Annotated in this window: 1 protein-coding gene; it reads left to right on the top strand. The window is 37.0% G+C overall.

Features of this window, described 5'->3' with window-relative positions; genetic code table 11:
- Window positions 1-112 precede the first annotated feature (112 nt).
- A partial coding sequence (locus M998_RS15825; RefSeq protein ID WP_068909752.1) for a Tli4 family immunity protein occupies window positions 113-961 on the top strand: 849 nt, incomplete at its 3' end.

Below are 961 nucleotides of genomic sequence, written 5' to 3'. Positions count from 1 at the left end.
TTTTATTCACCTTCCTATTATTTAGCCAAAAATGAACGTTTAAATAGAAATAAATTTTCATTAGGTTAATTCAGGGAACCCCCTGCTTGTTATTTAATAGAAAGGAAACCACATGAAAAATACTTTTGTTTCTCGAGGCTTGTATTGCTTAGGGCTGATGCTATTTACTCCTACACTTTACGCCGCCTCATTGATTCAGAAGGACGCAGTAATGGTAAAAACCTTATTTTCTAAAACAAAACCACAATGTGTGGGGATTTATCGAGTGGATGTCCCTGAGTCGTTTAAGAACGGTACAAATAAAGCGACGTACGATGATTTTAAAATCGAAAGTCAATTTATCTATCCGCCGGCATTTAAGCAACGCATTGAATTGAGAGAGCAGGAACTCAATGAGGCTATGAGTCGCCCTGAAAATGAGCCTGAAAATGCTCCATTCATTAAAGAAATTATACGACTGCCCAATAATCAAGGTGTGATATTTGATAAAAATAAGGATGGCTCTGATGATATTTATCGTCAATTAGAGGCGCATATTTATCTTAATCATATCGCATTTATTATTACGACAGATTTTAGGGATTTTTCGGATAAAAAGCATGAAAAACGGAAATCTCAATATTTAGCGAGAGGATTTACTGAGGTTCAATCAAACCAAAAACCCGTTAAATTAGCCGCGATGCGCTCATTGATTTCACGGTTGCAGGGGCGTTTAGACCATGATATTCCGACTGAAAAAGGCGTCTGTATTCCGAATGGATTTATCGCCGAGGATGGTGGTAAACATAAAATCGTTATTGGATTCAGTTATGAAAATGATGATTTCCTGCTTGGAATTAATTCGGACAACACGATGATTGCTGACGGTGACACATTATTTGGTCGAAGTGGTGATATTAATGACGCTCTCAAAGACTCCTACATGAAAAGCCTAAAAAAAGAAGCATTAACGCTGAATGAT

Origin of the sequence: Providencia heimbachae ATCC 35613 (genome assembly GCF_001655055.1) — a bacterium.
GTDB lineage: Bacteria > Pseudomonadota > Gammaproteobacteria > Enterobacterales > Enterobacteriaceae > Providencia > Providencia heimbachae.
The sequence above is the reverse complement of the archived record's forward strand: the minus strand, read 5'-3'. Positions and strand labels throughout refer to the sequence as shown.